Below are 24,219 nucleotides of genomic sequence, written 5' to 3' on the forward strand. Positions count from 1 at the left end.
TTTTTTGAAACATTTTTCAAGTCGGATTCCCAATTTATATCCAGCAATTGTCGTAAGTTTGGAAAAATACGTCGTAAGGGTCAATAAATATGTAATAAGTAACTGAAGTCCGAGTGGATTTCCAATTTATATCCAGCAAATGTCGTAAGTTTTTAAAAATAAGTTGTATGTGTTTGATTTTATGTCGTAAGGGTCAATAAATATGTCATAAGTAACTGCAGTTCGAGCTGATTTCCAGTTTATATCCAGCAAATGTCGTAAGTTTTGAAAAATGCGTCGTATGTGTTTGAATTTATGTCGTAAATGACCAAATATACGTCGTAAGTGCCAAAAAATATGTCATAAGTAAACAAAACTAAACAACCCAAAGACAAAGACTAACTCCTAATAAAAGAAGCCCTCTCTTTAAAAGAAGGCTTCCTTAACGGACGGATAAAATGGGTTAGTGGATACAGATGATTTCGTTAAGATATTGATCATGGTGAACTCTGGTGTGTTTGGATTCAAGCCGTTCAAATTCTTCGATTTCATTGATTGGTTCACCAAACAGCCAGTTTTTGAGTTCAAATAAAAAATCTGTAATCATCTTAATTCCTCCCCAAGATGGGTTATTAAATTTCTTATACTCCTATTATACTTGTGAATCTATTCACATAAAAGCGTTTCCATAAAAGGCGGAATAGCAAAATAATGCAGAAAAATAAGAGAGTTTGCATTGGAATTAGTCTCATTAAAAAAGGTAAAATAGGAACAATCATATTATTTATTGAGGTGTTTTTAGTTGAAAATAATGGAAACTGATAGATTAATACTTCGGTGGTTAACACCTGATGATGCTGACTTTATTCTCGAACTTTTGAATGATCCTTCTTGGATACGATTCATAGGTGATAGAGGTGTGAGGACGCTAGAAGATGCTAGAAACTATATAGTAACTGGACCAATGAACATGTACTCCCAAAAGGGCTTTGGCCTTTATTTGACTGAACTAAAGAACACTAAGATTCCCATAGGAATTTGCGGATTGATAAAAAGAGATTCTTTAGAAGATGTCGATATCGGCTTTGCTTTTTTATCGAGATATCAAGCAAAAGGTTATGGATATGAAGCGGCCTCCGCTACTCTAGCATATGGAATCAAGGAACTGAGTCTCAAACGAATTGTCGCGATAACTTCTAAAGATAACAACGGTTCATCTAAACTTCTTGAAAAAATCGGCCTGAAATTTGAACGGTTCGTTATCCTTCCGCCTGATACTGAAGAGCTTAAATTGTATTCATTTAATTAAAATAAGGAAAATTGAAGGATTTACTTTCTCCTATTATTTCTTACAATACATAGGAGGGGGTCGAGTATCATGCTGAAAAGAGTGGTCATCCTAGTGGTGCTCTCATCAATTTTATGTACATTATTAATAATTAGGACTCATACTACTGCTCCTGTTCACACATCAAGTACGCAAAGCAGTGATTCTATTAAGTACACGACAATAGAATATAAGATTAGCGAGATTAAAGGTAATCAATATTACGGAAAGAGTGACGACGGCACTGGAATCCAATTTTCTGCTAACAAAATCGTTTCAGGTGATAGGATAGAAGTTCATGACGAAATCATCTGCTATTTTGAAAAAGATAATTTAGGTAAAGGATTAGTAAAAGTCGAGAAAAAATAAAGAGAAGTGCTCCTCGCGCTTCTCCACTTGGTTAAGACTTTTCATTGATAATCTGATAAATGCCAGCTGCAGCCTTCTTAATATCACACTGTTTATCCCGAACATTTAGAAGAATCACGATGGAAGTTCTATCTTTATAATAAACATGAAATGACTCCCATCCCCCAACAACCCCTCTGCTGTATACACGGTCACCTGTAGAGTAAAGACCTAGTCCATACTTTGATTTTGGCCCTGCTGTCACCAGTTCCTTTAAACTTTGGTGTGAAATGAGTTTACCACTCATTAACGCATCATCAAACCGTATTAAATCCTCAGCGGTCGCTTCAATATCTCCACACCCAAAAAGTAAATAACGATTCAGTTTACTAAACTGAATCAACCTGTCTGCTATTTTGATATATCCTTCAGAGGAGGGTTTTTCGGAGCTGATAAATCCTGCATGTACCATAGCAGCCTTTTTAAAAATATTTCTTTCGATATATTCATGCAGCGGGACTCCAGATTCTCGTTCGACAATATAGCCAAGGACCATATAGTTAATATCGTTATAATCCCATTTTGTGCCAGGAGAGAATTTACTGCCTCTTTCACTTGCTTCCTTAATAATATCCTTAGGCTTCCTATCCCCTGGGTGCCAGATCGGCGGCTGGATTCCTGAAGTATGATTCAACAGATGAACGATTTTCACATTTTTCGGAAAGTCAGGCAGATACTTAGATACTGGATCATCGATTCTCAACTTTCCCTTTTCTTGAAGCTGAAGAATACAGACCGCCACAATGGTTTTTGTGATCGAAGCAATCGGAAAAGTGGTGGTGGGACTATTTAACGTTCGCTTCGATAGATCTGAAAATCCAACTCCTTCAGAAAAAATCTCCTTATTGTTTTTTACTGCCGCAACACTCCCGTTAACATGATTGGAAATCAAATACTCCCTTATCTTTTGCTGAATCTGCTTTTCCCTTGAGGCAAAGGTATACTGGGCAGAAACATGATGCAAAGGGGCATTAGAGTTTACGCAGCCGGAAAGTCCGAAAGAAAAAAGCATGGCTATTAAAAATAATTTATATTTCATTTTTGATCCTCATTTTCTCGTCAGATAATCTGAGGATTATTATATCCAAGAACTTCCACAAAAATTTAATAAGAGTGAACCAATGGTCTATTTATTCACTACATTCGTATATTTAAATGAGTATAACGAATCAGAGGTGGATATATGAAAGCCATAGTGTACACGAAGTACGGTCCCCCCGACGTTCTTCAACTGAAAGAGGTTGAAAAACCTATTCCTAAAGAAAATGAAATTTTGGTAAAAGTAAAAGCGACAACCGTAACAGTAGCAGATATTCGCTCACGGAGTTTTACTGTTCCTCCCGCCTTTTGGCTGCCTGCCAGAATAACACTTGGTTTCAGACAACCCAAAAAAGCGATATTAGGGATGGAGTTAGCTGGAGAAGTGGAGTCAGTTGGGAATGAGGTCAAAAGATTTAAGGAAGGTGATCAGGTTTTTGCAGCCTCCCTGGCGGGTTTTGGTGCTTATGCCGAGTATAAGTGTCTTTCAGAAGATGGTCCTGTATCGATTAAACCTTCCAATATCACATTTGCAGAAGCGGCTGCCATTCCAATTGGAGCACGCACAGCCTTGTATTTTCTTAGAAAGGCAAACATTAAGAGCGGCCAAAGGGTTCTAATTTATGGTGCTTCAGGAAGTGTAGGCAGTTATGCTGTTCAACTTGCCAAGTATTTCGGAGCAAACGTGACAGGGGTATGCAGTACCACGAATGTGGAAATGGTAAAATCCCTAGGAGCCGACAAGGTACTTGATTATACAGCAGAAGATTTTTCAAGGGCAGACGAGACCTATGATGTTATTTTTGAAGCGGTAAACAAGAGTTCTTTTTCAACTTGTATGAAATGGTTAAAGAAGGACGGTATCTATATAAATGTCACTGAACCGCTGCCAAGTGTCCAAATGCTTTGGACTCAATTGACAAGCGGCAAGAAATTATTATTGAGCCGAAATTCACCTGAAACTTCAGAAGCGCTAAACTTCCTTAAAGACCTTGTTGAGGGCGGGATGTTAAAAGTGGTCATTGATAGATCCTATGCGTTTGATGAAATCGTGGAGGCTCATCGATATGTCGAGAAAGGACACAAGAAGGGAAATGTTGTGATAAATGTAGATCAAATCTCGTGCGGTGACACGCACCCAAATGTTACAATATAATGAAAAGAGAAGTGCTAGGAACACTTCTCTTTTCAACCTTTACCGCCAAGTATAGTGACAGCTTGGTAGCGGTTTGCTACTTTAATCATTTCTGGATTTAACTGCGGGCTGACTAATAGTTCCGCACCAGCTCAAATCGCCGCTCTAGCGGTCTCTCCATCCAATATCGTACCAGCTCCAATTAGGATTCGGGTTACGATCGACTATTCCGTATTATTAAAGCAAAGAATGGAAGCCAGAGCCAATGAACGAGACGCCTGGAAATTGGCCAACTGGGCTGCCTATGTTCAAAGCCTTCAGGATAAACAGTGTTTATGGAAAATATAAAAATTACACCTTTTGATAATAGCCATGACACCGTTGATACCGAAAAACTGTATCAGACCTTGCAATTAGATAGCATCAGTACTTTTTAAGCTGGATATTACGCATAGACTCAATAGATTAATCTAGCTATTATCCATGTGCCGAATTAATTTAATGAAATACAAAAAAACCAAGGGGATATCTCTTGGTTTTGAGTAATTTCAAAATGTCGATAGTTATCCGATATAACTCTGCTGGGACGGTGACTTCGCACCGTTACCCAATCCACATATCGCCCCTAACCATAGCAAGCCGTACAGCCCCGTATGCGCCGGATAAATTTCCGAGCTCGCTTTTTACAATTGGCACCTGCTCAACCCCAGGAGCTGCATACTCTATGAAACTATCCAGCATCGGTTTCTTAAACGTTTCGATGGCCTCACTTAACCCGCCGCTAAGAATTATAATCTCAGTATCTAGCACACTCGCCACAGAAGCCAAGCCGGCGCCTATCAAATGACCTGCCCTGTCCATCGTCTTCCTACAAAACGAATCTCCCTCTTTCGCTTTCGCAACAATTTCATAGGTCGAGAGCGGTGGAACGTGGGTCTCACCGACACCGGCAATCCCTGTCCCTGATGCATAATTCTCCAGATACCCATGGTTTTTATCTCCAGGAACACTCGCATCTAAATTGAGCCAGCCCAAAGCGCCGGCGGCTCCCCTTCGGCCTTTTACAATCCTGTCGCCAATCATAATCGCTCCGCCGATGCCTGTCCCAATACTCATCAGGATGGCATTTGAGTTCTCTCGTCCTGCCCCTTTCCACACTTCTCCGGCCAAAGCAAGCTGCGCATCATTGCCAAGATAAACGCCAGCGCCTAGCCGTGTCCGCAAATCCCCTGCCAAATCCTGCCCCTCTAAGCAGGGAATATTCGGGACCCACACCACTCTTTCCTTTGTAAAAGTTCCGGGAATCCCGATTCCCATCTCGACAATCTTCCCCGCGTACTCAAACCGTTTCTCTGCCTCCGAACAATGTTCCTCCACAACCTGCAAAAGCTCCGCATACCTGCTTGGAGTAGGCACCTTATTTAAAACAAATACATCCTCACCCACCCCAACCGCAAATTGCATTTTGGTCCCGCCGACATCAATCCCCAAAAACATTTGCCTCACTCCTTACCCCTTGATTCCCGTCATCGCAATTCCTTCAATAAAGAACTTTTGAAGCCAGAGGAATAACACCACACTTGGGAGAATCCCAATTACCGCTCCTGCCATCACCACATTCGTATACTCCACGCTCGTGGTATAGGAACGCAAACTGTTTAAGGCCAGAACAACGGTATTCATCTCAGGCGTCTGGACAATCGTTAACGGCCAGAGGAAATTATTCCATTGGTAAACAAAGGCAAACAAAATTAAAGCAGAAGCCGCTGGTTTCAATAATGGAACAATGACTTTCCAGATAATTTTCCATTCCGATGCCCCGTCCAAGCGGGCCGCTTCAATAAGGTCGTCCGGAATTCCCTCAATAAATTGCTTCATCAAAAAGATCCCAAAGGCATTCGCCATATTCGGCAAAATTAGACCGAAAAAGGTGTTTACGAGATGCATTCCATTCATCATATGATAAAGGGGCACAATTAATACAAACTGGGGCACCATCATCGTCGAGAGAACGATGACAAAGAGCGTATTTTTCCCGCGGAATTGATATTTAGCAAACACGTACCCGGCCAAAATGCTCGTGATGAGAATACTGGCGGTAGCAGCCGTTGTGACGATGATCGAATTCATTAGCGAGCTGCCGAACGGAATCACTTCAAAAATTTTTCGAAAAGAATCAAACGACAGGTTTGCAGGCCACCAAACCGGCGGCAAACTCGCTAATTCCTCCGGGGTTTTCAAACTGGAAACGGCCATCCAATAAAACGGAAAGACCATCACCAAGGAGATCATCAGCATAAGGAGATATTTAACGAAACTGCCCAGATGTCCTCGTTTTGACATTCCTTCCACCTCCTAAAAATCCGTTTTGAATAACCGTAACTGCAGGATGGTAAAAAATAACACCACTACATATAAAATGAATGCCATCGCACTGGCCTGGCCTGGATTTCCAAAGTTAAACGCTGTGTCATACATATGATACGAAACGACATTGGTGCTGTTTGCCGGACCGCCCTGGGTCAGGACATAGATAGGGTCAAACACCTGCAAGGTATTAATCGTCATAATAATGACAATAAAAGACAGCGACCGTTTTAATAACGGAATCGTAATATAAAACAATTTTTGCAAGGAATTGGCGCCATCGATGGCGGCCGCTTCATAATAATCCTGCGAAATTTCCGTCAGTCCGGCGATGACAATTACGACATAGTATCCAAGCGTTTGCCAAACATTTAATATCACCAGCGACAACATGGCTTGATCCAGCGATCCGAGCCATTGCTGGGCTGGAAGATGGAAAAAGGCCAAAATCTCATTAAACGGACCAAACATCGGGGAATATAGATAGCCCCAGACAATCGCCACGGCAACCGAAGGGATAATATACGGCAAAAATAGCAACGTCCGGACAAGGGCTGTGCCTTTTAAAGCAGCCTGATACAATAACAGGCCGAACAATAGCGAAAGAGGAATCATCACGACTAAATTGGCGGCCGAATAGGTGAAGGTATTAATCAACGCCCTTTTAAATGTTTCCTGTTCAAAAATTTTCGCGTAATTTTCAAAGCCAACAAAGTTCATTTCCGACAAAGGCGTCAGCATCGACCAGTGATTCAGGCTGACCCATGCAGTAAGGAGAATTGGGAAAATGATAAAAACAGCTAAGAGGCCAATCCCCGGAAAAAGGAATCCGACGGTCTCCAAACGACGAGGTTTTTTCACAGAAACATCCCCTTTTAGTAAGAGGGAACTGCGCGAAACGCACAATTCCCCCCCAAATCTTATTTATAGAATTGCGACATTAATTCCTTCAGGCTCTTTTGGGCATTATCCATGGTATCTTTCGAGGAAGCCTTGCCGAATTCCATTTGCTCAAGCTGCTGCTGAAGCGTCGTGGTCAGCTCATTTCCTCCAAGCACAATCGGGAAGGATTTTGCATTTTTCAATTCATCAACATATGGCTTTAAGAATGGGGAAGCCAATTCCGCTTGATGGGCGGTGATATCAGAGTTGCGGCTCGGTACAATGCCCATGCCCATTAACATATCTCCCATAGCAGAGGAACCATTTTTGCCGCTTTCATTCCCATTCAGCCATTTTAAGAATTTCCAGGCGGCCTCTTGCTGAGCTTTATCTGCTTTCGCGTTCACCGAAGTCAGCCAGGAATAAGAAACGCTGTGTGACCCTGATCCGCTAGGGCCTGCAGGTATCGGAGCCGTTTTAATGTCGCTAAACTTATCTCCCATGCTGTCCTTTAGGGCACTCTGCCACCAGTTGGCCATGATAATCATCGCGGTTTTGCCGTTTGCAAAGTTATCTAAGTAAGGGCCTGTTGTGCTGGCATTGGCGATACCCATCGAAGGCTCGGTGGTCTTTTCGTCAAAAATCAACTGCTTGTAAAGGTCTGTTGTTTCCTTGGCTTCTTCGGAATCGAGAACAGGCATATGTTCCTGATTTAATAACTCGCCTCCGTTTGAGTAGAGCAAGGACAGCCACGGATGAACGACACCGCTGTTCCAACTGGTAATAATCCCGAACCCTTGCTGAGTAATTTTTCCAGATGCATCTTTCTTTGTCAGCTTTTTCGAATCATCAACGAGCTCAGTCCATGTTTTCGGAGGACCGGAAATGCCTGCCTCTTGGAAAAGCTTTTCATTGTAGTTCAGGGCATACAGATTGACTTCATTCGGGAAGCCGTAAACCTTGCCGCCATCGGTGATAGCGTTAACAATTCCTTCAGGATAATTGGTTTTAATTTCATTTTCATAGTCTGCTGGGACGGGGGCGGCAATCTTATCTTTCACAAGCTGCGGAAGCCATAGTTCATAGATGCTGGTGATAGTTGGGGCACCTGATCCGGAGGATTGGGTAGTTAAGGTGGTCAAAAGGTTGCCGAAAGGCACGGCTCTTACTTCAATTTCTACATTCGGTTCAATTTTGTTGTATTCCTTAATCGCACTTTTCAGCTGTTCGACCTGGGGCGCTGCCCAGTGGGTTAAGTAGGAAATTTTAACCTTTTTATCTTTGCCGGAGGAACTGTTAGTTGAATTACATGCCGCCATAGAGAGAACCAATAGGAAAACCAATAGAATGATTGAACCCTTTTTTATCATAGTAATCTCCCCTAATTTAGATTAAAAACCTTTCCGAACTAGTTTCACAGAATAATAGGTTTGATCGGCCCGCATGATGGACCGTACAAATTCCACCGGCATATCGCCGACAAATGATAGGCGCTCGACATTAAAGCCTGTTCCGGTATGCCCTGCCTCTAACAGTTCCTTTTCCTCTACATCTAGTTGCACCGCGCGATAGGTTTCAATCGCTTGCGTAATGATCGTTCCGTAATGCTCCTGCAGAACAGAATATAGCGAGACATTATCGGTTACATAATTCATTAATTCCGGGAATTGCTTTTGAGGAAGATAGCTTGTTTGGATACCAATGGGAAGATTGTCTGCCATCATTAACCGCCTGATGGCCAAAACCTTCTCGTTCGGCCCGAGCTTCAGCCTTTGCTGAATCCCAATGGCCGGCTTGGACCAGCTCTTTGAGAGGACGACCGTTCCGGGACTCTTTCCTTTCCGTTTCATCTCTTCGGTGAAGCTCATCAGTTCTGCTGGTTCTGTCGATAATTCCGGCAGGGCGACAAAGGTGCCTTTTCCTTGCTCCCTGACGAGCAGCCCTTCCTCTGCCAGCCGTTCCAAAGCCTTTACAACGGTAATTCTGCTGACATTAAATTGTTCGCATAGCCGAATCTCTGGTGGAACTTGATCACCTACTGACCATTCACCGGCATCAACCTTTTGGCGGATATAATCCGCTATTTGCTTATACAGCGGTTGATTCCCTTTTTTGGTCCCTTTCATGGGCCACACTCCCGCCTGATCACTGTATTAGATTTTTACTGTCTCTTTTAGTCGCTTCCGATATTCCACATATACTTCATCGTTGTGCGTCTTCGTGATTCCTTCCACGTTCGGAGAGGCAAAAGGTCTTACTTTGTAACCAAGTCTTGCTAATTCTAGCGCTGTTTCAGATACCAAGGATTGGATGATGGCGATGGCGGATAGAGTGGATAAGCCGCCGACCCTGCCGCTTACACCCGGAACATCGACAACCGCATCCTCAGGTGAGACGCCGTTGAAAATTACCAGGTCGGCCATATCGCCAATCTTCTTGCCGCTTGAATGCGTGGCTGGCTTGTGAAGATGATTTTCTTCTGAAGTAATCGCAATCACATACAATCCTGCTTCTTTCGCTGCCAGAGCAATCTCAACCGGGGCGGGATTCTGTCCGCCGTGAGAAATAACTATGAAAATATCTTCCTTATTCCAGGTATGGTGTCTGAGGAATAATTCCATATACCCCTCTTGTCTTTCAAGCCATAGTACTTCTTCCGCTCCTCCAGGACCGCTGACTGTTGTCCACATTAAGCGAGGATCCATGATAGGATGAAAGCCAACGAATCCTCCATAACGAGGGAAGCAGTCCATGGTTGGAATAACGGAATGACCGCTTCCAAAAAGCTGAACCCAGTGTCCTGCTTGGATCGTTTCTGCAGCCTTCTTTGCCGCCAGCAAAATGGACTCATTGTTTTGTTGAAGGTTCTCGGCTAATGCCTGCATTTCTTTTAAAAATTTCACTTCCGTCATCCATAAACTCCCCCTAAAATTTGCTGCAGTTTAAATCGATATATCTAATTCAACATGTTGACATATCAAATTCTGTATAATTCTATTCTCAAAGGGATTTCAACATACCTAATTTTTATGGAACCTTGGAGGGGCACCCCGCCTCAATCTTGGGATTGATTTAGCCACATTAAAAAGGGATGCTTCATTAAACATGGTAGCATCCCCTTTTTATACAGTTTTTTATCACAATTGACTTACTTTTCAAAAATCTTATGGTAAATTAAATGTAGCAATTTTTTATAGTTAACAACTTGGAAAGGTGGTTCAAAAGTGGAAAACTTTTATTTGTTTGTGATTACTTGTATTTTGCTCATTATTTTACCTGGGCCTGATACGGCAATTGTTACGAAGAATGCCCTCTCTGTTGGAAAAACAGGAGGTTATAAAACGATGTTTGGAATTTGTTGTGCACTACTCATTCATACCTCAGCTGCCATTATTGGACTATCAGCCATTATCGTGAAATCAGCTTTATTATTTTCTGTTTTTAAATACATCGGTGCTGTGTATTTAGTTTATCTTGGCATCAAGTCACTATGGGCACTAAGGAACAAGAAAGCATCAGCGACCGAAATAACGGTCAACAGTAAATATGGAAGCAAGTCTTGTTTTAAACAAGGTTTCCTTACAAATCTCCTAAATCCAAAAGTTGCTGTCTTTTTCCTTACCTTTTTGCCACAGTTCATCCAATCGGGAAGCAAAACTTTTATTCCGTTTTTAATAATGGGAATAACTTATACCGTATTAACCGCCTTATGGTTCTTGCTCTATATTAATCTACTTAACCAGATTAGCGCCTTTATGAAAAAACAAAAGACCCAAACGGTTATGGAAGGAATAACAGGTTCTGTATTGATTGGTTTTGGTATAAAACTGGCTCTAGAAAAGGCTCATTAATAGGTCGCATATTAAGCCCTTGGATTCTAATCTAAGGGCTTTTTGTTATTAATTCCCGCCTCCCGAGTTAGCAGCAGCGCTTGCATTTCTCCTCTTATGAATGGCATTAATCCCCATTACGACGGCGATTAACTCCTCATTCGTAACTTTTTCAATAAAGTTACTCAATTGGAAAGCTGGAGATGAAAAGAAGCCGCTAACCTTTTCAAACTTTCCTACCGTGTTGGATAACTCATCCATGATCTCATACTCTCGTGAGAAAGGCTCAGATTTAATATGAAAAACACCGCGTCCATAGGCATCGTATTCATATTTTTTCGATAAAAAGGTCAGCTTCTCTTTAAGGACACCGATTTCCTCTTCATTAGCATTGTAGATTCGCCACTTATTACTAAAAAAAGTGAATTTACCCGTCACCACGATATTTTCATTCAGATTTAACACATCGATACTTGAAGAAAAGGCACTTTTTAAATCGAGCTCTCCAACCTTTTCTTTGGAACTATTGAAAATTTCTGTCCTACCCGCTGAAAAGAAATTATCTTTAAAATAAAGTGTTTGATCGTTCAACCGTCGTCCCCCCAGTACATTTCTATTTACTTAAATACGAATACATGAGGAAAAAGTTCCCTTAAATTAATAACTCCATTTGCCTCTGAATATACTTGTACCAGCGATAGGGGGCAGAAAAGATGGAGATATCTTTAATGTTAGAGTACGGCTGGATTTTATTGATTTTGATCGTGTTAGAAGGTTTATTGTCAACCGATAATGCTTTGGTTTTAGCCATTATGGCCAGGCATTTACCGGCAAAACAACAAAAAAGGGCGATTAACCTAGGGTTACTATTCGCCTTTTTCTTCAGGATTGCGGCCATCTTTATTATTTCGTACCTGTTCCACGTTTGGCAAATCCAAGCGGTTGGGGCTATGTATTTAATTTTCATCGCCTTCAAACATTTGCTTAAAAAGGACCATGGAAAAATCCATAAAGGAAAAAGCTATCGAGTGACGGTTGCACAGATTGCCTTCGCGGATATCGCCTTCGCAGTAGATTCCATTTTAGCGGCAGTGGCACTAGTAGTGGACTTGCCCGATACGCCGATTGGTGAAGTAGGCGGGATGGACGGCGCTCAATTTATCGTGATTGTTTTAGGTGCTATTGCCGGTTTAATCGTGATCCGGTTCGCAGCTGGATTCTTCGTTAAGCTTCTGACAAAACGCCCGAGTTTGGAGACAGCCGCCATGTTGCTGGTTGGCTGGGTTGGGGTCAAGTTGTTCATACATACGCTTGCGCATCCTTCCGTACACATGATTTCACATAGGTTTGTCGAAGGCCCAATATGGAATACAACCTTTTGGTCCGTTTTGCTTCTTATTACGATGGGTGGATGGCTTTTATCTAAGGAAAAGTAAAAAGGGAACGAAAATTAATTCGTTCCCCTTTTCAAGTTATTTAGTGAATTTTTCTGTTAGAATTGGTTTCCAAATAATATCCAGCAAATGTCGTAAGTTTCTAAAAAGAGGTTGTAAGTTGCTGAAAATATGTCGTAAGTGCCAAAAAATATGTCATAAGTTTTGTAAACCCTAATAAACTTCCATTTAATATCCAGCAAATGTCGTAAGTTTCTAAAAAGTGGTTGTAAGTCGCTGAAAATATGTCATAAGTGTCCAGAAATATGTCAAAGTCCAGAAGAATAGGTAATAAATATCTAACCTTCCGCATCTCCTTCAGAAATCACTTAAAAATTCCACTATAAGTCCGTGTCCAGTACCGGGATTTCCATTCTTTTTTCCAAGGCAGCGACATATGATAGATTAAAAAACTGGACAAGGTGATGTTTATTTTTCAGACATTAATGGCAACAATCATTGGCAGCTTGCTGGTGGGAATTGGGGTAAATGGGTTTCTTGTGCCTCATCATTTAATAGACGGCGGAATCCTTGGCATTGCCTTAATCCTTCATTATTTCTTTGAGTTTCAAACAGGATTGACGATGGTCATATTAAGTCTTCCTATTTGTATTTTTTCAACCAGGTTTGAAAGAGGTTATTTTTTTAGCAGTTTACAAGGATTGTTTGCTACTTCTATATTCATTGATTTGCTCGCACCAATCCGGTCGCAATTTCTCGTCTCCCAATGGGCAAGCGCCTTAATTGGAGGAGTGATTATTGGAATAGGTGTGGGTCTCATGCTCCGATATAGGACGAGTACGGGGGGGACCGACCTGCTCGCTAAAATCATTTCTGGAATCATTCCCTTAAATTTAGCTTTTATCATTATCATCCTTGACGGGCTGATCATCCTTGCAGGTTTTACAGTACTAGAAGGAGATAGCTTCCTTTATTCATGTATGGCTATTTGCACCGTCGGCCTAACGACCGCTATCATTGAAGGGCATTAAACTTAAAAATCCGATGAAATTTTATGAGACCAGTGACTGGAAGTCTTCCGAAATAGCTATTAATTCTCCCCATGCCATTAGCTCCTCTTCGGAAATCTTCCAAGTATGTTTATCTGCATCTTGCCGAATGACCGCGAAGTGAAAGCGATCAGTGGAATAGATAGTTAAACCTTTTTCTTTACATTGTTCAAGGAAATGGTAATCCTCCCCTCGATTTACCTTTTCAAATTGAACCTGTTGAAACACATTTTTTCTAAACATTAGTGTAGCCCCAGCAACACTATCCGTGATGGAATTCTCATTACCTGAAACATGAATCAAGGCTTTTATATTTTTAAAATAGATAAATACCGAGCTTTTTCCAATAATCGATATATGTTTATTTTTAAAAGCCTCTATCGAACTTTTAATATAGTCCGGCCCGTAATAGTCATCGTCATCAAATTTTGCAATAATATCATCCTTTGCTTTCATAATCCCAAAATTTAAACAGTCGCCTAACGTTGCTTTTTGATGTAGTTGATAGACTTGAACATTACGGTATTTCTTTGCCTTTTCAATCCACCTGTCGATATCCATCGAATCCTTATTAAGGATAATGATAAGCTCTTTATCCTTATAGGATTGCTGTTGATAATTGTTGAAAACATTATCCATGTTCTCTTCTCTGATTGTGCAAGTAATAATCGAAACCAATAACTTCACTCCCCCCTTCTAATTTTTTATAAAAATTTACGTGTTCATTAGCTTTTCCATTATGCTGGCAAGATTTGTGAATGAATCTAAATTTTTGATAGAAAGAAGATCTTCTTGAAGCTCTATTCTACCCTCTGAGCCAATGCCAGCAGCTCCTAAAATATTAACGTGACGGATATCGATTTGGAGGAGAAGGACGATGGTTTCAAGAATGCGGATAAATTTTTCTTGGAACCCTTGAAACCTCTCAGGATAGGATTTTAGGAGCAGCTTATATTCTTTTAATACCTTACTAATCGTTATTAAATCGGCAATTCGTGCTAGTTCTAATCCAAGAATCAGAACATCGACGTCAGGATGCTTATTAATAAAAAGCCTTAGATTATGAATGGCTTCTTTCCATTTATCTTGTCCGACAGGATGTTCTTGATGGTAGGTTGTTACATCGTTTCTGACCAGGTATTTGGCGCCCATTTTATATAAACGGTATCCTAATTCCCAATCTTCGTATCCGTATTGGATAAAGTCTTCATCAAACATCCCTGCCTGTTCAATAAACTCTTTACGGATGGAAACATTCCCTGTAAGCAAGGCCATCCACGGAAACATAAACCCATTCAGGTCCGCATCAAAATTTTTGGTGATTTTCTGAAACCACGAAAATGATTTAAAAACCAAATCCTTATAGGACAAACTTGTTATATCGTTTTTTTCAACTAATGGATACGGATTTTCACTAGGTAATTGAAAGTCTCGCAATCTCCTATTGATCTCTTGATTAGTGGTCGTTAAGTCTGTAATCTTGTCCCGTACATCCTGGGAAAATTCAGGAAAGATGCAGGTATAGATCTTTTTGGAATGCATGACCCCTGACAAAATCATCTTGTTTTTGGATTGATGATACCGATAGTGCTTTTCGACAAAATCAGGTTCTGTCACCATTTCAGCATCCAGGAAGATGAGAAGGCTCCCTCTCGCCGAGCGAATGCCCACATTTCGTACCTTCGCCCTGCCAAGATTTTTTTCATTCCGAATATAGTTAAACTGATATGGAGGATGATAGTTTTTAAGCTTTTCTTCAGTTTGGTCCGTTGAGGCATCATCAATAAAGATAACTTCCATTTTTGCAGGATTGAAGGTTTGGTTTTCGAGTGAGTAGAGAGTGAATAAATTGAGGGGGAATTTATTGAAAGAAGGAATGATGATACTGACTTCAATATCTTGATTCTTTTTATTTGTGCGGTTTTGGCGATTACTTTTCTTTTTTGATATTACTTCTGATTCAACATCACGGCGGGCCGTCCAACTACCAAATAGCCCCTCTTCGTTTCCTTTAAGTTGTTTATTCCTATCGGTCTGAAGTTGTTTTTCTGATCGGCAATGATCCCAAAGCCGAATCTCTTTGATATCCCCTTCAAAATATAAGCCCGGCTGTTCACCAAAGATCCCCGCTGGGTAGACATTCCTTTTAGGGCTTCGTTCACCACTTTTAACAAACGCACCGTTCATGTATAAATAAGGCCTTCCATCATCATAGATTACGGCAATGTGAGCTTCCTTTTTAATGACCTCTTCATAGACTAACACGGCATAAATATTAATATCCGTATGTTCATAGACAGTGATTCCATTTTTTCCGACAGATACATGAACGGCGGCTTCATCATAGTATTTCACATGTCCTGGTCCATTAATATAATTTTGCCCATCTGGATTTACAGGTTTTTTGCGTGATTGTTTATTAATAGGATGAAGGATATCCGGCTTCACCCAAAACTCATATGTGAAAGAATTTTTCAGATTGGTTAGCAACCCTTCATACAAGCTATTTCCTAACATGTTGCACACCTCATTTCCATTTTTGAAATAACCAGTCCCATTGGTCAAGCTTTTACAGAATATGAGGATAATCAGATTTTGACTAGACTTATCCCCAGAAATAACGGTATGGTACAACTATTTTTCTTTAGGCTATTTTAAGGCTCGACCACACGACCAATCGAAAACCATTCTAATTAGAAATACTAGGCAGCTTGATGTAAATGAAAAAATGAAAAAGCTAACAAAGGTGGGAGCTTTACCATCTTCGTTAGCTTTTTTACAATATATAAATAGATCGCCTTGTTATTTGTTGTCAAACCTGCCTTTAAAATCCAACGTACTGCACGTTTTCATTGGAAGCTTTACACTTTTTCCTTCTGCGGCTGATTTGTAAATAGCAAGAACTAGTTCTAACGCTCTTCTTCCATCTTCTGCAGTAACATAGGGCTCCCGATCATTCTTAATAGCATCAATGACGTCTGTATAAAGGGGATTATGGCCAAATCCGTACACAGTTGGTGGATTTTCTTGATACTTTGCTTTCACTTCCTCCGGTTCATCCTTCCCATCAGCGAACCGCCATTCTTCTATAATATTCACAGATTTCCCGCCAGCCTTAATGGTACCTCTATCCCCAAAGATATACAAAGTTTCCTCAAGATTAGTCGGAAAAATATTGGTTGTCCCTTCGACAATTCCATAACTTCCGTTGGCAAACTTAATCATTGCCGCACCAAAGTCTTCCGCTTCGATAAAGTTATGTTTTAAATTATCAGTCATTCCTACTACTTCTACAATGTCGTTACCCATCATCCAACGCAAGAGATCGATATTATGGATACACTGATTCATAAGTGCTCCTCCATCTTGCTCCCAAGTTCCTCGCCAAGGAGCATGTTTATAATAATCTTCTCCCCTGTTCCAGCGAATATGTGCCGTTCCATGTAGTAGTCTTCCAAACCGTTCTTGTTCTACTGCTTCTCTAATTTTTTGAATCGATTTATTAAACCGGTTTTGATGACATGCGCAAACCTTTACGTTATGTTCCTTAGCCTTTTCGATAATGTTATCAGCATCTTCAAGTGAAAGAGCAATAGGTTTCTCAATAATAAGATTACTTCCAGCCTCTATGCAATCTAAGGCAATTTGACCATGGGAACCGCTCTCCGTACAAATGGCGACTAACTGCGGTTTCTCTTTTTCAAGCATCTCCTTATAGTCGGTATACTGCGGCGTCGATTGAGGAAGGTTAAAGGTTGAAATTTTATCCTCCATATTTTCAGGAACTATGTCACATAAAGCGACAATTTCTAGTTCATTTTCAATAGCAGCAGCGATATGATTCGGTGAAATTCTTCCACAACCAATGATAGCAAATTTTAGACTCATGATGATCCTCCTAGAAAATAATTCAATATTTACTCTTTTCCTTCATTCCTTTTGCAATAATAGTATCTAATGTGGCTATGTCGATATCAAAGAGTAATCTGATAAAGTATGTACAGTGTTATTATAACCTAATAAGTACTTTCAATGAGAATTACTGAGAATTCAAATTATCCAAGAAAATTTTAAAAAATAAATTTTATACGTCTTAGTTGAATTCACTATGTAGCCCAAGAATAAATTATACTCCATATATAAGGCTTAAATCCAGATTTTTAAATGATTCCACTGAAAAAGAGAAAGAAATAGCAAATACAAGAATCTATCCAAATTAAATTACTTAAGGAGAGCCACAGGGACGGTTCTCATGGTTTTTAATGACCATGTGAACCGCCCCCTTAGTCACCCTTGGTCATTCAATTAGCACCTGTCGACGATTCTGACGAACCACCAAATGGAAAAACAATAATACAAAGCACTGAACCGCCAAATACACGCTGAAGGAATAAGAGAGTCGCCAGCCTTTATAAGTAAACACTCCAAATTCTTTATTAACCCATTCAAACAGCGTTCCCCCTGAAGTACAAAGCAAAAGATAAACCAGAATCCAATATCCTTTTATCTTCCACCTGTCATAAAAATAAACAAACAAATAAGAAAAAGGCGCATATAAAAAATAGGTAATCAAATCAAAGAAATCATAATTGGGTGTATCCATAATATTATACAAGTCGAGTTTCGGCGATGCCAGGAAATGGTCCGAAAGCCTCGCAATCGTTGTACCGATTAACAAAAAGAGGATCGTTGTACTCCGAGGAAATCTTTTCGGCAAAAAGAACAGGACTAAATAGGATACGACCACACACCCAATCAAAAACCATTCGTTTTCATCAAATTTTTCCGGAAGCGGCATCATCTAGTTTCATCTTCCTTCTTTCCTCAATAGATTTCGGTACCATGACAGGGCCATGTTTACGAGCGTGATGACCAAAACTTGGAGGATGATGGAATGCCAAAAGGGCCAATCCTTATATGTAATGACCTCCCATTCAACCAGCCAGCGCTCAATCCCAGATTGAATTCCAACAAATATACCTGTCAAAATCCATTTAGAGAAACGGGACTTCATATTGGGCAGCAAATTAAGATATAACAACCAAACAAACGGCCAAATGATGGCCTCATAAATTCGGAAAATAATAAAAGGCACCGTTTCATTCGTCACGGTCCAAACATCTAGATTAATGTACAAAATGGCACAATAGCTGGTAACCAGGAACTCTAGAATCATGAGGATGAAGAGATTTTCAAATAAGTGAAGTCTCTTCTTCTTGATACAAAATGAAGCCAACAGTAGGATTGCTACGTCTATGATTATGGTAAGTTTCATTTTTACCCTCTCACCGTTTCATCATCCTTTTTTTACTCCCTCTCATAGAAAAACTTCTTTATAAAGTATTGTTAAAGGAAAGGGGAAATATTCCTTATTTGAAACAATGATGTGTATTGCTCAATAAACTAGTCCTAGAAAAAAGGTAAATAGATGGATGCGCTTTCCACTAACATTTCTTAAAATACATGAGAGGCGGTATAATAACCTGTTGAAAAAGGTTGAAAGGACAGGGATAGAAAAGATGCTATACATATGGGATATCGAGAAGATCATTGAAAGTACATTGAGAGAACACAACTTAAATATAAATTATGAGTTTAACAATAAACTGCCTGCACCAATGAGTTATAACGTATCAACAAATACGATAAGGTTTAATTACTTACAAGTAAACGGCTATTTAGCTAAAATTAATTTTAAAATAAAAGAGACAGATGAAAACCTAGTAAAAATTATTCTTTATCATGAAATCGGATATTATTTAGATTTCAAGAAAAACAAACATGATTTAAGGATTCTAAAATATGGTGAAGATGAAGAAATTGAACAACTTAAAACTACAATTGAAACGAATGCTTGGGAATACGGACTTACCTTGGTACCTAAACAACTCGTAAAAGCCTATGAGCAGATGCGTGTTTTAGATAGTATGCTGTTAAAAAGCTATTAATCGCATTCTATCAACGAACGTTTGCGGTCTATCAGCGAAGGGAATGGCAACAATGTATGTGCAAACAACCAATATAAAAAGCCTCGCATGGAGGCTTTCTACTGGGAAGTACTATTGAAGGGCTATTAAGGTCAATTGTTGACCTCTTTTTCCTTCAAGTGTAAGTGTTACTTTTTTACCTTGATGGTTAAATAATTCATAAATCATATTACCTGATGCCTTTGCACAATTCGTTCTTCCATCAGACGTGATGAATCGAAAAGTTCCCTGCGGGTCTACCCCTCCTATGTGAGCCGTGACTTGTATGCGATTTGTGTCAGCGCCAGATAGCGCAGGGATATTAATTTTTTGACCAATCTTCAATTTTGATGAGTCTACATTAGGATTTAACTCTTGAATGGATGAGACAGAGACACCTAATGCTTTTGCAATTTTTGTAAAAGTATCCCCGCTCTTTATTACATACTCCGATGAACTTGTTTGGATTGGCTCCTTTTTCGTTAAAAATGCTTCATTAACAAACGCTGCTTTGCTGTTAAAAGTAATCTGAGCCCAGCCATTCGCGATCGTTTGCACTTTCACTTGATCGTTTAATTTTAAGGTACCCAATACCTCACTACTTGTTGATGCGGCCACTCTAACCCTTAACGAGTCAGCCGTTACATACATGGCTAGCGATTCGCCTGTATCAGCAGCTTGGCTCGGTACTGATGAAAGATAATCCACTTTTACATAACAAACTCGTCCCTTAATCAGAATGCCAGCCCATCCGTTTTCTACGAATGAAACCTTTACAACATCCCCTTTTTTATATGTACGCAGAATACTGCTTTCAGTATTCGGATAGGAGCGAACATTTAGTGTGGTGGCAGTGACTGTTCTATCTACTACTTTGGGTAAAAGAATCTTTTTACCGTCAATGGAAGTCACCCCATTGGCATCTAATATTTCCTTTGCCGTCACACCATGGTCCGCAGCAATTCTGTCAATCGAGTCACCGCTTTTCACCTGGTACGTATATTCATGAATAAAGGCAGCATTCGCACTTATCCCGGTAAAGCTTAGGACAAGCGTAAAAATGCCCGTCACGACTAACTTTTTGACTGAATTCTTTTGAATCCATCGATGAACCTGTGACACATATGTATCCCAATGATTATGAATATCGTTTAGGAATTCCTTGATATCTAGCACATTGCGAATATTAAAATAATTATCTCTATAATATTCGCGTTTTTCCATCCTTGAAGTGAACTCTGGTACACTTTTTGGTTGCTTGCTTTTTCCGTGAGTTTCTTTCCTGCTTAGTACTAATTCCTCATTTGCAAATAATTCTTTCGTTGTTAAAATCAATTCTCTTTCTCCCCCATTTATGCTATATACCGGGAAAATGTACACGGTTTAACTTTTACTTATGTAGGCCATTACATTTATATCCCCATAAGTAATATTCGTTAATCCATTAAATTTTCTGTCCATATTTAGCAAAAATAGTCGAATTTAGTTCCAAAGCCACAATCTTCCTATTAACTGTCTCAGGGGCGGTTCTTATGGTTTTGATGGCCACTGGAACCGTCCCCCTTAGTCCCTGCATTTAATTATTTTACGGTGAATTGGTAGTAAAAAGCTAAATACTACAAAATACAAGGGGATTGAAATAAAAAAGCTCCAGCCATGAACTTTCATATATCCAACCTTCCTCATTCCCCATTCGATTAAAGTAGAAATAATGATAAACAAAATGGTCAATATCCATTTATTGGTCTTCTTTAAATAGTTTAAAAAAATAACAGCAAGTGAGGAAGGAATTAAACTATAGCTTAAAAACTCACCTATACCCGTGATTTTCGGGTTTCCAAAATCGACAAGATCTAGCATCTTCCCTAATACCGAATCTGAAATCCAAGCAAAATAACCAATAATTCCAAAAGTAATATACAGATCTCTCCAACTTAGCTCTTTTTTAGGCATAAAAAGAGCATACAGAAACAATACCAGAGATACCACGATGGGAAGCCAGTTTCCTTGCGCATGTAGATCTAAATTCCTTGTAATTGAATTCAGAGAAATCACCTCCTAACTTTATCCTCCCCTAATATATTGTGAATCTAAACCTTACTTCTTAAAATCTGTTACTGATCCTTTAGTAAAAAAAGAAAAGCTGCCTGAATGGCAGCTGAACATTACCCGATTGATTCATTTGTGAAATTCACTTTAAAGTTTCGTTCCAATTACGATAGTAGCATCTAGTTCATCGTGATATGTTAACTGAGGTATTAGCCCGTATTGGGTAAAGATTTCTAGGGTCTGAGGGGCCTGCATTTGGCTCGTCTCCACTAAAAGATGCCCTCCCGAAGCTAGCCAGAAAGATGCTTCTTCTGCCACTCTTCGTTGAATATCAAGTCCGTCATCTCCTCCATCAAGCGCTTCCTTTGGTTCATGTAGACGTGCATCCTGGGGAAGCAGCTTGATTGCCTCGGTAGGTACGTAAGGTGCGTTTGCTACTAGGATGTTGACTTTCCCACGTAGTTTAGATGGTAGTGGCTCAAAGAGGTCACCTTCATACACGAAGCCATTTAGGCTTGTAACATTTCGAAGAGCACATCGTACCGCCGCTGGGTCGATGTCTACTGCATACAACTCAATTCCCCTCAGAGCTTTGGCTATCGCGATGCCCACCGCGCCAGTACCGCAACAAAGATCAACGACAATGGCTCCAGGGAAAGAAAATGCCACTGCGTTTTGGACAAGAAACTCAGTACGTCGACGGGGGACGAAGACTCCTGGGTCTACTGCTATCCTGACGCCGCAGAACTTCGCCCAACCGAGGACATGTTCAAGCGGGGTACCGATTATTCGAAGATTGACCATATTTGAGAGGTTTTCCAATGTCTGCGCCTCTGAAATAAGAAGCTGGGCCTCTTCTTCTGCAAAAACGCAACCGGCAGTCAGAAGTTTCTTGATTATACTTTTTTTCATTTGGTCGTCAATATAAAACTTAAATTGTACTCCTATAATTACCACCCAATCTTAATAACGGTTTTTATAGGTAGTTCGTTAAAAAATGGAAAAGTCCTTCTTACATTAAACTTTCCGAAGCACCTCGGATCCGACAAATCTAAACAAAATAACCTAACGCTAAAACTAAATAATCGTTTGATTAAAAAGTCCAAAGACCGTAATATTTAAGGACAATATTTAAAGAATAGATAAAAATTTTGTCAGTTAAATAATCGTTTGATTAGTTTGGGATTTAACCGCGGTACATCAGCATTTAACCTTTTTAATCTCTAAAAAAACTGTCGAATACCAATAATTAATGTTTTAAATATATGTACTATTGAAATATAGAAAATGATTATAAAGGTGAATTTAAAAATGATAGGAAAAGAAGAATTTTGAGGGAATTTTGAAAGGCTGGAATAATGGAGCGGGTGATGAGAATCGAACTCACAACATCAGCTTGGAAGGCTGAGGTTTTACCACTAAACTACACCCGCATTTTCGAAAAATTGGAGGCAGCAACCGGATTTGAACCGGTGATAGAGGTTTTGCAGACCTCTGCCTTACCACTTGGCTATGCTGCCTTAATTTAGCTGGGCTAACTGGATTTAAACCAACGTATGTCGGAACCACAATCCGAAGCATTAACCAATTACGACTGGTCGGGAAGACAGGATTCGAACCTGCGACCCCTTGGTCCCAAACCAAGTGCTCTACCAAGCTGAGCTACTTCCCGTAAAAATGGCGCGCCCGAAAGGAGTCGAACCCATAACCTTTTGATCCGTAGTCAAACGCTCTATCCAATTGAGCTACGGGCGCATTCATTGAATTTTAATTCGTAAAAAAATTGGTGCGGGTGAAGGGAGTCGAACCCCCACGCCTTGCGGCGCCAGATCCTAAGTCTGGTGCGTCTGCCAATTCCGCCACACCCGCAAATTAAAAGTTATTTTGCTGACGCAAAAAACTTAGTTATTTTTACTTCGAAAAAAACTTGGTGAGCCATGAAGGACTCGAACCTTCGACCCTCTGATTAAAAGTCAGATGCTCTACCGACTGAGCTAATGGCTCATACTTTGATGATTTCCTACAACTAAATTGTGGTAAGTCAGATGCTCAAAAGAACTCACGTTCTTTCTCGCAGATTGCCCGCAGAAGTTGATTCGAAGAAGTTCGCAATCTGCTCTACCGACTGAGCTAATGGCTCATACTTTGATGATTTCCTACCACTAAATTGTGGTAAGTCAGTTGCTCAAAAAAAGCAAAAAGTATTAATGGTGCCGGCTAGAGGACTTGAACCCCCAACCTACTGATTACAAGTCAGTTGCTCTACCAATTGAGCTAAACCGGCATAATATTTGAGATAATAGATATTTTGAACTCGCTGTATAGTTATCGTCATCCTGACCTCAGAAAGCATATGCAAGCAGCAGCTCGGTCAGTATGCTGAAGACTATTCAAGGAGTCTATTCGGTCGTGCTCTACCAATTGAGCTAAACCGGCGTAATTTTCGCTATCACGAAAAACTTTGGTGACCCCTACGGGATTCGAACCCGTGTTACCGCCGTGAAAGGGCGGTGTCTTAACCGCTTGACCAAGGGGCCAAAATGTAAAAATGTGCAAAATAATAGCCCCAATAGGGGCTTAGCCTGGCAACGTCCTACTCTCACAGGGGCGCCTGCCCCAACTACCATCGGCGCTGAGAAGCTTAACTTCCGTGTTCGGTATGGGAACGGGTGTGACCTTCTCGCCATTATTACCAGACTATTTTACATGAGGTTTCATTCCCTCAAAACTAGATAATGCAGAAGAAGTTGTAAAAACGAGTTCGCTTTTAAGACTTTGGTTAAGTCCTCGAACGA

At 40.2% G+C, this 24,219-nt stretch carries 24 protein-coding genes, 8 tRNA genes and 1 rRNA gene; 7 read left to right on the forward strand and 26 right to left on the reverse strand.

Annotated features, from left to right (window positions below; translation table 11 throughout):
• Positions 1-442: 442 nt before the first annotated feature.
• Positions 443-586, reverse strand: a complete 144-nt coding sequence (locus ABES02_RS01040) for a hypothetical protein (RefSeq protein ID WP_430129637.1) — start codon at positions 584-586, stop codon at positions 443-445.
• 195 nt (positions 587-781) lie between these two features.
• Here ABES02_RS01040 and ABES02_RS01045 point away from each other — a divergent pair, with 195 nt between their 5' ends.
• A complete protein-coding gene (locus tag ABES02_RS01045) occupies positions 782-1,288 on the forward strand; it encodes a GNAT family N-acetyltransferase (RefSeq protein WP_430129639.1) in 507 nt (168 codons plus the stop codon).
• Positions 1,289-1,357: 69 nt separating this feature from the next.
• Positions 1,358-1,675 carry a hypothetical protein gene (locus ABES02_RS01050; RefSeq protein WP_430129642.1) on the forward strand — a complete coding sequence of 106 codons (318 nt, stop codon included), beginning with the start codon at positions 1,358-1,360 and terminating at the stop codon, positions 1,673-1,675.
• Positions 1,676-1,706: 31 nt separating this feature from the next.
• Here ABES02_RS01050 and ABES02_RS01055 read toward each other — a convergent pair whose 3' ends face one another.
• Positions 1,707-2,753 (reverse strand): serine hydrolase domain-containing protein, encoded by a 1,047-nt coding sequence (locus tag ABES02_RS01055; RefSeq protein WP_430129645.1) that lies wholly within the window; start codon positions 2,751-2,753, stop codon positions 1,707-1,709.
• Positions 2,754-2,897: 144 nt separating this feature from the next.
• On the opposite strand from ABES02_RS01055, the gene ABES02_RS01060 reads away from it, so the two are divergent.
• Positions 2,898-3,908: an NAD(P)-dependent alcohol dehydrogenase gene (locus tag ABES02_RS01060; protein WP_430129648.1), complete on the forward strand. Its 1,011-nt coding sequence runs from the start codon at positions 2,898-2,900 to the stop codon at positions 3,906-3,908.
• A gap of 582 nt (positions 3,909-4,490) precedes the next feature.
• Here the strand turns inward: ABES02_RS01060 and ABES02_RS01065 are convergent.
• From ABES02_RS01065 to ABES02_RS01090, 6 genes are read right to left on the reverse strand one after another with little or no spacing between them, the layout of a single operon-like run.
• On the reverse strand, positions 4,491-5,384 hold the full coding sequence (locus tag ABES02_RS01065; RefSeq protein ID WP_430129651.1) for an ROK family protein: 894 nt from the start codon (positions 5,382-5,384) through the stop codon (positions 4,491-4,493).
• A gap of 12 nt (positions 5,385-5,396) precedes the next feature.
• Positions 5,397-6,230, reverse strand: a complete 834-nt coding sequence (locus tag ABES02_RS01070; protein ID WP_430129654.1) for a carbohydrate ABC transporter permease — start codon at positions 6,228-6,230, stop codon at positions 5,397-5,399.
• Between the two features lie 12 nt (positions 6,231-6,242).
• Positions 6,243-7,115 (reverse strand): carbohydrate ABC transporter permease, encoded by an 873-nt coding sequence (locus tag ABES02_RS01075; protein WP_430129657.1) that lies wholly within the window; start codon positions 7,113-7,115, stop codon positions 6,243-6,245.
• 59 nt (positions 7,116-7,174) lie between these two features.
• Complete coding sequence (locus ABES02_RS01080; RefSeq protein ID WP_430129660.1) at positions 7,175-8,506, reverse strand: ABC transporter substrate-binding protein; 1,332 nt, start codon at positions 8,504-8,506, stop codon at positions 7,175-7,177.
• Positions 8,507-8,527: 21 nt separating this feature from the next.
• The gene (locus ABES02_RS01085) at positions 8,528-9,262 is read right to left on the reverse strand and encodes a GntR family transcriptional regulator (RefSeq protein ID WP_430129663.1); all 735 of its coding nucleotides are present in this window, start codon (positions 9,260-9,262) and stop codon (positions 8,528-8,530) included.
• A 27-nt stretch (positions 9,263-9,289) separates the two neighbouring features.
• Positions 9,290-10,048, reverse strand: a complete 759-nt coding sequence (locus ABES02_RS01090; RefSeq protein ID WP_430129666.1) for a sugar isomerase domain-containing protein — start codon at positions 10,046-10,048, stop codon at positions 9,290-9,292.
• Positions 10,049-10,360: 312 nt separating this feature from the next.
• Here ABES02_RS01090 and ABES02_RS01095 point away from each other — a divergent pair, with 312 nt between their 5' ends.
• Positions 10,361-10,987, forward strand: coding sequence for a LysE family translocator (locus ABES02_RS01095; protein ID WP_430129669.1), 627 nt, complete (start codon positions 10,361-10,363; stop codon positions 10,985-10,987).
• Between the two features lie 48 nt (positions 10,988-11,035).
• Here ABES02_RS01095 and ABES02_RS01100 read toward each other — a convergent pair whose 3' ends face one another.
• A complete protein-coding gene (locus tag ABES02_RS01100) occupies positions 11,036-11,557 on the reverse strand; it encodes a hypothetical protein (protein WP_430129671.1) in 522 nt (173 codons plus the stop codon).
• Between the two features lie 122 nt (positions 11,558-11,679).
• On the opposite strand from ABES02_RS01100, the gene ABES02_RS01105 reads away from it, so the two are divergent.
• Entirely contained in the window at positions 11,680-12,402 is a 723-nt protein-coding gene (locus ABES02_RS01105) for a TerC family protein (protein ID WP_430129674.1), read from the forward strand.
• Between the two features lie 422 nt (positions 12,403-12,824).
• A complete protein-coding gene (locus ABES02_RS01110) occupies positions 12,825-13,391 on the forward strand; it encodes a YitT family protein (RefSeq protein WP_430129677.1) in 567 nt (188 codons plus the stop codon).
• 21 nt (positions 13,392-13,412) lie between these two features.
• On the opposite strand, the gene ABES02_RS01115 is transcribed toward ABES02_RS01110, so the two are convergent.
• The 5 genes from ABES02_RS01115 to ABES02_RS01135 form a co-directional block, all read right to left on the reverse strand.
• The gene (locus tag ABES02_RS01115; protein ID WP_430129680.1) at positions 13,413-14,096 is read right to left on the reverse strand and encodes a glycosyltransferase; all 684 of its coding nucleotides are present in this window, start codon (positions 14,094-14,096) and stop codon (positions 13,413-13,415) included.
• 27 nt (positions 14,097-14,123) lie between these two features.
• The gene (locus tag ABES02_RS01120) at positions 14,124-15,926 is read right to left on the reverse strand and encodes a glycosyltransferase (protein ID WP_430129683.1); all 1,803 of its coding nucleotides are present in this window, start codon (positions 15,924-15,926) and stop codon (positions 14,124-14,126) included.
• Positions 15,927-16,211: 285 nt separating this feature from the next.
• Positions 16,212-17,297 (reverse strand): Gfo/Idh/MocA family protein, encoded by a 1,086-nt coding sequence (locus ABES02_RS01125; protein ID WP_430129685.1) that lies wholly within the window; start codon positions 17,295-17,297, stop codon positions 16,212-16,214.
• A gap of 409 nt (positions 17,298-17,706) precedes the next feature.
• Positions 17,707-18,210 carry a hypothetical protein gene (locus tag ABES02_RS01130; RefSeq protein ID WP_430129688.1) on the reverse strand — a complete coding sequence of 168 codons (504 nt, stop codon included), beginning with the start codon at positions 18,208-18,210 and terminating at the stop codon, positions 17,707-17,709.
• Positions 18,211-18,216: 6 nt separating this feature from the next.
• The gene (locus ABES02_RS01135) at positions 18,217-18,684 is read right to left on the reverse strand and encodes a hypothetical protein (RefSeq protein ID WP_430129691.1); all 468 of its coding nucleotides are present in this window, start codon (positions 18,682-18,684) and stop codon (positions 18,217-18,219) included.
• A gap of 244 nt (positions 18,685-18,928) precedes the next feature.
• On the opposite strand from ABES02_RS01135, the gene ABES02_RS01140 reads away from it, so the two are divergent.
• Positions 18,929-19,357 carry a hypothetical protein gene (locus ABES02_RS01140; protein WP_430129693.1) on the forward strand — a complete coding sequence of 143 codons (429 nt, stop codon included), beginning with the start codon at positions 18,929-18,931 and terminating at the stop codon, positions 19,355-19,357.
• Between the two features lie 111 nt (positions 19,358-19,468).
• On the opposite strand, the gene ABES02_RS01145 is transcribed toward ABES02_RS01140, so the two are convergent.
• From ABES02_RS01145 to rrf, 12 genes are all read right to left on the reverse strand, one after another.
• Complete coding sequence (locus ABES02_RS01145; protein ID WP_430129695.1) at positions 19,469-20,710, reverse strand: LysM peptidoglycan-binding domain-containing protein; 1,242 nt, start codon at positions 20,708-20,710, stop codon at positions 19,469-19,471.
• A 228-nt stretch (positions 20,711-20,938) separates the two neighbouring features.
• The gene (locus tag ABES02_RS01150) at positions 20,939-21,430 is read right to left on the reverse strand and encodes a hypothetical protein (RefSeq protein WP_430129698.1); all 492 of its coding nucleotides are present in this window, start codon (positions 21,428-21,430) and stop codon (positions 20,939-20,941) included.
• 141 nt (positions 21,431-21,571) lie between these two features.
• Entirely contained in the window at positions 21,572-22,336 is a 765-nt protein-coding gene (locus ABES02_RS01155; protein ID WP_430129700.1) for a putative protein N(5)-glutamine methyltransferase, read from the reverse strand.
• A 447-nt stretch (positions 22,337-22,783) separates the two neighbouring features.
• Positions 22,784-22,857: transfer RNA gene (locus ABES02_RS01160), tRNA-Gly, on the reverse strand.
• 13 nt (positions 22,858-22,870) lie between these two features.
• Positions 22,871-22,944, reverse strand: a tRNA-Cys gene (locus tag ABES02_RS01165).
• Between the two features lie 75 nt (positions 22,945-23,019).
• Positions 23,020-23,096 (reverse strand) — tRNA-Pro (locus tag ABES02_RS01170).
• A gap of 6 nt (positions 23,097-23,102) precedes the next feature.
• Positions 23,103-23,179: transfer RNA gene (locus tag ABES02_RS01175), tRNA-Arg, on the reverse strand.
• A gap of 29 nt (positions 23,180-23,208) precedes the next feature.
• A tRNA-Leu gene (locus tag ABES02_RS01180) sits at positions 23,209-23,293 on the reverse strand.
• 59 nt (positions 23,294-23,352) lie between these two features.
• Positions 23,353-23,428: transfer RNA gene (locus tag ABES02_RS01185), tRNA-Lys, on the reverse strand.
• 204 nt (positions 23,429-23,632) lie between these two features.
• Positions 23,633-23,708, reverse strand: a tRNA-Thr gene (locus tag ABES02_RS01190).
• A 178-nt stretch (positions 23,709-23,886) separates the two neighbouring features.
• Positions 23,887-23,961, reverse strand: a tRNA-Glu gene (locus ABES02_RS01195).
• A 43-nt stretch (positions 23,962-24,004) separates the two neighbouring features.
• Positions 24,005-24,121, reverse strand: a 5S ribosomal RNA gene (gene rrf, locus ABES02_RS01200).
• Between the last annotated feature and the right edge of the window lie 98 nt (positions 24,122-24,219).

Origin of the sequence: Neobacillus pocheonensis, from assembly GCF_050477905.1 — a bacterium.
GTDB classification, from domain to species: Bacteria; Bacillota; Bacilli; order Bacillales; family Cytobacillaceae; genus Neobacillus; species Neobacillus pocheonensis_A.

What these genes read in the sequence shown, in the direction of transcription:
- ABES02_RS01070 (WP_430129654.1), bottom strand. Translation starts at nt 6,230, where the DNA reads ATGTCAAAACGAGGACATCTGGGCAGTTTCGTTAAATATCTCCTTATG.
- ABES02_RS01040 (WP_430129637.1), bottom strand. Translation starts at nt 586, where the DNA reads ATGATTACAGATTTTTTATTTGAACTCAAAAACTGGCTGTTTGGTGAA.
- ABES02_RS01120 (WP_430129683.1), bottom strand. Translation starts at nt 15,926, where the DNA reads ATGTTAGGAAATAGCTTGTATGAAGGGTTGCTAACCAATCTGAAAAAT.
- ABES02_RS01090 (WP_430129666.1), bottom strand. Translation starts at nt 10,048, where the DNA reads ATGACGGAAGTGAAATTTTTAAAAGAAATGCAGGCATTAGCCGAGAAC.
- ABES02_RS01135 (WP_430129691.1), bottom strand. Translation starts at nt 18,684, where the DNA reads ATGAAACTTACCATAATCATAGACGTAGCAATCCTACTGTTGGCTTCA.
- ABES02_RS01055 (WP_430129645.1), bottom strand. Translation starts at nt 2,753, where the DNA reads ATGAAATATAAATTATTTTTAATAGCCATGCTTTTTTCTTTCGGACTT.
- ABES02_RS01130 (WP_430129688.1), bottom strand. Translation starts at nt 18,210, where the DNA reads ATGATGCCGCTTCCGGAAAAATTTGATGAAAACGAATGGTTTTTGATT.
- ABES02_RS01125 (WP_430129685.1), bottom strand. Translation starts at nt 17,297, where the DNA reads ATGAGTCTAAAATTTGCTATCATTGGTTGTGGAAGAATTTCACCGAAT.
- ABES02_RS01105 (WP_430129674.1), top strand. Translation starts at nt 11,680, where the DNA reads ATGGAGATATCTTTAATGTTAGAGTACGGCTGGATTTTATTGATTTTG.
- ABES02_RS01155 (WP_430129700.1), bottom strand. Translation starts at nt 22,336, where the DNA reads ATGAAAAAAAGTATAATCAAGAAACTTCTGACTGCCGGTTGCGTTTTT.
- ABES02_RS01140 (WP_430129693.1), top strand. Translation starts at nt 18,929, where the DNA reads ATGCTATACATATGGGATATCGAGAAGATCATTGAAAGTACATTGAGA.
- ABES02_RS01110 (WP_430129677.1), top strand. Translation starts at nt 12,825, where the DNA reads ATGTTTATTTTTCAGACATTAATGGCAACAATCATTGGCAGCTTGCTG.
- ABES02_RS01085 (WP_430129663.1), bottom strand. Translation starts at nt 9,262, where the DNA reads ATGAAAGGGACCAAAAAAGGGAATCAACCGCTGTATAAGCAAATAGCG.
- ABES02_RS01065 (WP_430129651.1), bottom strand. Translation starts at nt 5,384, where the DNA reads ATGTTTTTGGGGATTGATGTCGGCGGGACCAAAATGCAATTTGCGGTT.
- ABES02_RS01080 (WP_430129660.1), bottom strand. Translation starts at nt 8,506, where the DNA reads ATGATAAAAAAGGGTTCAATCATTCTATTGGTTTTCCTATTGGTTCTC.
- ABES02_RS01060 (WP_430129648.1), top strand. Translation starts at nt 2,898, where the DNA reads ATGAAAGCCATAGTGTACACGAAGTACGGTCCCCCCGACGTTCTTCAA.
- ABES02_RS01050 (WP_430129642.1), top strand. Translation starts at nt 1,358, where the DNA reads ATGCTGAAAAGAGTGGTCATCCTAGTGGTGCTCTCATCAATTTTATGT.